At 64.3% G+C, this 6410-nt stretch carries 7 protein-coding genes and 1 pseudogene; 6 read left to right on the top strand and 2 right to left on the bottom strand.

The window, feature by feature from the left end:
• Nucleotides 1-359: hypothetical protein (locus tag MTDSW087_RS26330; RefSeq protein ID WP_144768185.1), on the top strand; the 359-nt coding region annotated here is incomplete at its 5' end.
• On the opposite strand, the gene MTDSW087_RS26325 is transcribed toward MTDSW087_RS26330, so the two are convergent.
• Nucleotides 337-1614 carry an IS110 family RNA-guided transposase gene (locus MTDSW087_RS26325; protein WP_144768183.1) on the bottom strand — a complete coding sequence of 426 codons (1278 nt, stop codon included), beginning with the start codon at nt 1612-1614 and terminating at the stop codon, nt 337-339. The genes MTDSW087_RS26330 and MTDSW087_RS26325 overlap by 23 nt on opposite strands.
• A gap of 146 nt (nt 1615-1760) precedes the next feature.
• Between MTDSW087_RS26325 and MTDSW087_RS26320 the strand changes: the two are divergent.
• The 3 genes and pseudogenes from MTDSW087_RS26320 to MTDSW087_RS26310 all read left to right on the top strand — a co-directional run.
• Nucleotides 1761-2111, top strand: a pseudogene (locus MTDSW087_RS26320) (integrase core domain-containing protein); the annotation flags it as partial.
• A 193-nt stretch (nt 2112-2304) separates the two neighbouring features.
• Nucleotides 2305-3294, top strand: coding sequence for a zinc-dependent alcohol dehydrogenase family protein (locus tag MTDSW087_RS26315; RefSeq protein WP_003607316.1), 990 nt, complete (start codon nt 2305-2307; stop codon nt 3292-3294).
• Nucleotides 3295-3462: 168 nt separating this feature from the next.
• Nucleotides 3463-4119, top strand: a complete 657-nt coding sequence (locus MTDSW087_RS26310; protein ID WP_003607317.1) for a recombinase family protein — start codon at nt 3463-3465, stop codon at nt 4117-4119.
• On the opposite strand, the gene MTDSW087_RS26305 is transcribed toward MTDSW087_RS26310, so the two are convergent.
• Nucleotides 4071-4828 (bottom strand): IS5-like element ISMpo7 family transposase gene (locus MTDSW087_RS26305; RefSeq protein WP_144768181.1). Its coding sequence is split into 2 segments (ribosomal slippage): nt 4071-4498 and nt 4498-4828, totalling 759 coding nucleotides; the frame shifts between segments, so codons are not numbered across the junction. The genes MTDSW087_RS26310 and MTDSW087_RS26305 overlap by 49 nt on opposite strands.
• Nucleotides 4829-5105: 277 nt before the next feature.
• Here MTDSW087_RS26305 and MTDSW087_RS26300 point away from each other — a divergent pair.
• Entirely contained in the window at nt 5106-5846 is a 741-nt protein-coding gene (locus MTDSW087_RS26300; protein WP_144768179.1) for an SDR family oxidoreductase, read from the top strand.
• Between the two features lie 110 nt (nt 5847-5956).
• Entirely contained in the window at nt 5957-6250 is a 294-nt protein-coding gene (locus MTDSW087_RS26295) for a putative quinol monooxygenase (RefSeq protein ID WP_003604614.1), read from the top strand.
• Nucleotides 6251-6410 lie beyond the last annotated feature (160 nt).

Genomic DNA, 6410 nt, shown 5'->3' with positions numbered 1-6410 from the left:
TCCGCGTCGCACGCAAGCTGAAGGCGGCGGACGTGATCGACGTGCTGTCCGACCTGTTCATCCTGCGCGGCGTGCCCGGCCATATCCGCTCGGACAACGTCCTACGTAGCGAGGAAGGACGGCTGGCTAGGCAACAGGTCTCCGTTCGCGAACATGCGCCCGCGGTGTGTTTGTCGTCAACGTCGATCCAGGCGGCTCCTGCCGATCCGGAAGAACTCTCGGCCATAGCGAACACAGGATCCAGCCGACGCGCGTCGCGCCGTGGTCCTCACCGTCCTCAACACGAGATGTCGATCCAGGCAGGAGACCCGAGCATTATCTACAGGGTCGTGGTTCTCACGCCCTCACGGCTCTGCTGAGAGGGGTTCTCCCACCTGGTACCGGCCCCTCGACGAAGGGCCGGTAATCGGCACCGGTCTTGATGACGGCGTGCACCACGCGCGCCATCTTGGCGGTGATCGCGGTCAGCGCCTTGCGCCGCAGGTCGGCATCGTGCCGGTCGCGGGCGATGTAGCGCTCGAACTTGTCGCGGAAGCCGTTCTCCCGCTGCCGGATGGCCACCTGCCCAGCCAGCCAAAGCGTACGCCTGAGCCGGGCGTTGCCGTACTTCGACAGTTTGGTCTGGCCGCGGAAGGTGCCGGATTGCTGGGTGGCCAGATCGAGGCCACAGAACTTCAGGAACTGACGGTGATGGCTGAAGCGGCGCAGGTCGCCGGCCTCGGCCAGGATGGTCAGGGCGTTGATCGGGCCGATGCCGGGGATGCGGCGCAGCAGCTTGTAGTCGGCGCTCTCCGACAGGAGGGTGTCGGCCGCGGCCTCGATCGCGTCGCGTTGCCGTATGAGGCCGCGCACCTCGCCGATGACGAGCCGGAACATGCTCAGCGCCGGAGCGTCAGGCGGCACCGGCAGGCCGATCGAGCTGCGGGCCGTCTCGTAGATGTCGCCGAGCAGTTGGGCCTTGGCGACCTTGCGCCCGACGACATCCCAGGCGGCGGCGATGAAGGTCTCCTTGCTCAGCGCGGTGATGCTGGCGGGCGTGGGGAAGCGATCGAGGAAGGCGAAGAACCAGTCCGAGCGGCTGTTGTGGCGGAAGCGGTCGACCTCCGGGAAGTACAGTGGTAGGTAGTGGGTCAGGATCCGATGCAGCACCTCGGTCTTGGCCCGCGAGACGGCGTCGTGGGTCTTGGACAGTTCCTGCACGTCGTTGATGCCGGCGGCGAGCGGGTCATGGTAGACCTGCGAGGCGCCGATGCGGATCATGTGCAGCATGACCTGGGCGTCCTTCGGATCGTTCTTGTCCCAACCGTTGTGCAGGGCCTCGCGGGTGCGGGCGAGCCCCACGGACGAGATCAGGCGCACGGCAAAGCCCGCCTGGAGCAGGCGCCAGGCAATCGGGCGGTGATAGTTGCCGGTCGCCTCGAACCCGCAGGTCACCGGCTGACCGAGATCGGCCAGGAGCGCGATCAGGCGGTCGTGCTCGGCACGGGTGTTGAGGACGCTCAACCGGCGTCGTCGGCCGGAGCCGGGCACCTCGATGAGGACCTCGTTGCGGGCCTTGGCCACGTCGATGGCTACGAGAACGCCGGCCGGCGGCGTAAGCTGTGGTCTGGTCATGGTCGATCCGTCTCCGGAATGAGGCTTCGAACACCGTCACTCTAGAGACCTGCCGATCGGCCATGACCGCCCAGGGCTGCGCGCTGCGCTCCGCATGGCTTCGCGCGCCGCCCCAGAGCCGTCGAGCCATCTTCCCGATGTGCTACGGTCCGGAGTTCATCGCCAAGTCCGTGCAGGCCTGGATCACCGGTGTCGGCGCCAGAACAGCCTACATCGCACCCGGCTCGCCATGGGAGAACGGTTACGTCGAGAGCTTCAACGCACGACTACGGGACGAGCTTTTGAACGGTGAGATCTTCTACACGCTCAAGGAGGCGCAGATCGTGATCGAGAGTTGGCGTCTACACTACAACAGCGTGCGCCCGCACGCCTCGCTCGGCTACCGACCACCGGCCCCGGAGGTGTTCGTGCCGGCCTTCACCGCTTGGCCGGCTGCGCTCACCCGGTCGGCTCCGCCGGCCAAGCGACCCGTGGAGCAAAGGCCGACCCTGCACTAACTTAGAACTTGGACCACCGCGTGGGGGCCGATCACTGTGACCCGCAGCCGAGTTTGCGACACGCCCCGGTATACTTTTGGGCATTATGTGCCCTCGGTTACCGTATTTTCAATTCTGCTGCTAGATGCAACATGCATCCACACCCCGTGCGACGCCAGCCGCACGAAAGAAAAAACATTGTAGGAGTAAGCAGATGACCCGCGTTGTCCGATTTCATGAGTATGGCGATCCGAGCGTCCTACGGATCGAAAACATCCAAGTGCCAGCCCCGGCGGCCGATGAGGTGCAGATTGGCGTGCACGCCATCGGCCTCAACCGTGCGGAGGTGATGTTCCGCAAAGGCGCGTACCTTCAGGACGCCGTTTTTCCCTCGCAGCTCGGCTATGAGGCCGCCGGTACGGTCAAGGCGCTCGGCAGCAGCGTGCAGGGCTTTGCGGAGGGTGATGCCGTGAGCGTCATCCCGACCTTGGACATGGCGAAATGGCCTACCTACGGCGAGGTCATCAACATCCCGGCCCGCCACGTCGTGAAGCACCCGGCGAACCTCTCGTTCGAGCAGGCCGCCGCGTCGTGGATGCAGTACGTCACGGCTTGGGGCGCGCTCATCGAGCAAGCGAAGCTCACCGCGGGCGATTTCGTGATTGTCTCGGCCGCATCGAGCAGCGTCGGCATTGCGGCCTTCCAGATCGCCCGTAGCGTCGGCGCGACCGTCATTGCCACGACCCGCACCAATGCCAAGGCTAAGGCGCTTCGGGAAGCCGGTGCGCACCACGTCATTGCCACGGCCGAGGAAGACCTGGCCGCTCGCGTTATGGAGATTACCGGCGGCAAGGGCGCGCGGGTCGTGTTCGATCCAATCGGTGGCCCGGAGATCGCCCGGCTCGCCGCCGCCATGGCCGTGGGCGGTATTCTGCTCGAATACGGCGCGCTCAGCCCGGACGAAGGACCGTTCCCGCAGTTCGCGGTTCTCGGCAAAAGCCTGACGCTCAAGGGGTATCTCTACACCGAGATCGTCTCTGATGACGCCATCCTTGACCGCGCAAAGGCGTTCATCAACGAGGGCCTGCAATCCGGCGCACTCAATCCGCTGATCTCCCGAACCTTCCCGTTCGATCAGGTGCAGGAGGCGACCCGCTTCCTCGAAAGCAACGAACAGATTGGTAAGATCGTCGTCACACTGTGACGGCCACTCTTTCCTAACACCCTTTGACCCTGCCGCTCACCTCGTGCGGCAGGGTTGTCTATATCATGCTTGCAAAAGGTAGACCTTTTACAAGAGGTGAGACCCTGCCGCTAAGCCCTTGAGATTTCTGCCTCGACATTTTGCAAAACCCTATTGCATAATGGGGGCATGAAAATCGGCTACGCCCGCGTATCGACAGACGACCAATCGCTTGACCTTCAACGCGATGCCCTGCTGCGCGCGGGCTGCGAAGCCGTGTTCGAGGATTGCGGAATGTCGGGCGCTGCCAAGAAGCGCGCCGGGCTGGATGCCGCGCTTGCCAAGGTCGCTGCCGGGGACGTCCTTGTCGTCTGGAAGCTCGACCGCCTGGGGCGCTCGCTGCCGCACCTGATTGAGATCATTCACCAGCTCAGCGCACGAGGCGCGGGCTTCGCTTCGGTGTCGGAGAGCATCGACACGACCACAGCCGGCGGCAAGCTCGTTTTCCACCTGATGGGGGCGCTCGCCGAGTTCGAGCGCTCGCTCATTGTCGAGCGCGTCAATGCCGGCATCGCCGCCGCCAAACGGCGCGGTAAGCATGTCGGCCGGCCGCCGAAGCTCACCGCCGAACAGGTGAGCCATGCCCGCGAAGCTATCGAGGGCGGCTCGCAGACGCCGGCCGGTATGGCTGCCGTCCTTGGCGTCGATCACAGCACGTTGTGGCGGGCGCTGCGCAAACACCCCGCTCCAACCACGTACGCGGCCGATCGGAGAGCCGCACTAGGGTCGAGACTCGATCAGCACCAGAAGGCGATGACGGCGGCGAGCGCGAGGGCGGAAGCGTAGTTGCGGGCGAGCTTGTCGTAACGGGTTGCGATGCGGCGGAAGTCCTTGAGGCGGTTGAAGGTCGCCTCGATGCGCCAGCGCTCGCGGTAGCGGCGCTTGTCGTGGCGGATCTTCCGCTTTCGGCCGCGCTTGCCCGGGATGACGGGCGTGATGCCTGCCTCCCGCAGATCGGTGCGCAGCCAGTCGGCGTCGTAGCCTTTGTCGGCGGCCAGACGGCGGATGCGGCCGGGCGCCTCGGCCAGTACGGCTGGCGCGGTCGTCACGTCGCTGGCGTTGCCTGGCGTCAGCAGAAGGACGCCGGGGCGATCGAGGACGTCGGTGAGCGCGTGGACCTTGGTCGTCTGGCCGCCGCGCGACGGGCCGATGGCCTGCGTGCGAGCCCCCCTTTGCCACCGTGGGCGGAGCGGTGGGCCCGGACATAGGTGCTGTCGAGGGCGGCCGCGTCCCCAGCCCATCCAGCCTTGGCCAGGGCGGCCAGCATCGCGCGCCAGAAGCCGCGGCGGGACCACCTGTTGAAGCGGTTGTAGACCGTGCTGGACGGGCCGTAGGTATCCGGGCAGTCGCACCAGCGGCAGCCTGCGGTGATCACGTGCAGGATGCCGGAGATGATCCGCCGGTCGTCCTTGCGCTCGGGTCCGGGCTGATTGCGGGGCAGGAACGGCTCGATCACCGCCCACTGCTCATCCGAGAGCCAGAACAGATCCGCCACCGCCGCCTCCGCGCTGCAAACGGCAGCCTCGAATCATAAAACTACAGCCCACGCAACACCTTGATGCGGTTTTGACCCTAGGTGTGTTTGCGCCATAACAGCGGGTGGAAACGGCACGGCTTGTAAAGGCGTTTGACACAGACGTGTTGCGGATGACCGACCTGTTGGCACCTGCGCTTCGCGCGGGGCTCTTGGGCCTCATTCATCTACGCGCCTATCGCTGGCGCGGGGCCGCGATCCGGCGAAAAATCAACAACTGACTTGAAGGAATACAGTCATGACCAAGGGTATCGAAGGCAAGGTCGTTCTCATTACCGGCGGCAGCACCGGCATCGGCGCGGTGACCGCGCGTCTTCTCGCGGAACGCGGCGCCAAGGTGGCCATCGCCGCGCGGCGCAAGGACAGGCTCGACGAGGTCGTCGCGGACATCGCCGCAGTTGGCGGCACGGCACGTAGCTACGCGGTGGACGTGACCGACAAATCGGCGGTCCAGTCCGTCGTCGCCGCAATCATTGCCGACTTCGGCCGCCTCGACGTGCTGATCAACAACGCTGGGCTGATGCCGATCCGTCCGATGGCCGAGGTCAACACCGACGAGTGGGACCAGATGATCGACGTCAATCTGAAGGGTACGCTCTACGGCATCGCGGCGGCCCTTCCCGGTTTTCTCGAGCAGGGCAGCGGTCACATCATCAACTTGAGCTCGGTTGCGGGCATCAAGGTCTTCGCACCGGGCGGCACGGTCTACTCCGGCACCAAGTTCGCCGTCAGCGCGATCAGCGAGGGCTTGCGCCAAGAGGTGGGGGAAAAGGTCCGGGTCACGTCAATCGAGCCTGGAGCTGTCGAAAGCGATTTGAAGTTCACGACCTCTGGAGCGGCTGCCGAGACGGTGCTGGACTTCTACAAGCAGGCCATCCCGGCGGCATCGGTGGCGCGTGCTATCGCGTTCGCTGTCGAACAACCTGATGACGTCGACGTCAACGCGATCGTCATCCGGCCGACCGCACAGCAGTTCTGATTTCGACGAGGAGGGGGGGCGCGTGTGCTCTGCCTCATGGGGAACCTACCGGCCCGCTCGTCCGTTACTTTGCCGAATAATATCTGTCCGTTTCACTTGAGGAGTCATTTATGCCCAAACTTGCCCTGTATGTACCACTGAAGGCCAAGCCCGGAAAAGAGCGCGATGTCGCCAATTTCTTGACCTCGGCATTGCCGCTCGTTCAAGCTGAGGCGGGCACTCTGACCTGGTATGCGATCGAGGAAGGTTCCGGTGCGTACGCGATCTTCGATACGTTCGACACAGAGGAGGATCGGCAGGCCCATCTTGACGGCAAGGTTGCCGCCGCACTGATGGACAAGGCAGAAGAACTGTTTTCTGAACCGCCGCAGATTCACAAGTTCACCCTGCTGGCCGCGAAATAGCGGAGCGGTCGGCACCCTAAGCTGCCGTTTGACTGCAGGGTAAAGCTCGTGTTTCTATCCGGAATGGATGGCCCGGCCGAATCGGGAAATGAATAAATGAATACGACAGGTCATCCGCGATAGTGGATGGCCTTGTCTTTAGCGCTTATCACACCTCTGA

This window comes from Methylobacterium dankookense, from assembly GCF_902141855.1.
Lineage (GTDB): Bacteria > Pseudomonadota > Alphaproteobacteria > Rhizobiales > Beijerinckiaceae > Methylobacterium > Methylobacterium dankookense.
Note: the sequence above shows the minus strand (reverse complement) of the source record. Positions and strands in the feature narration are given on the sequence as shown.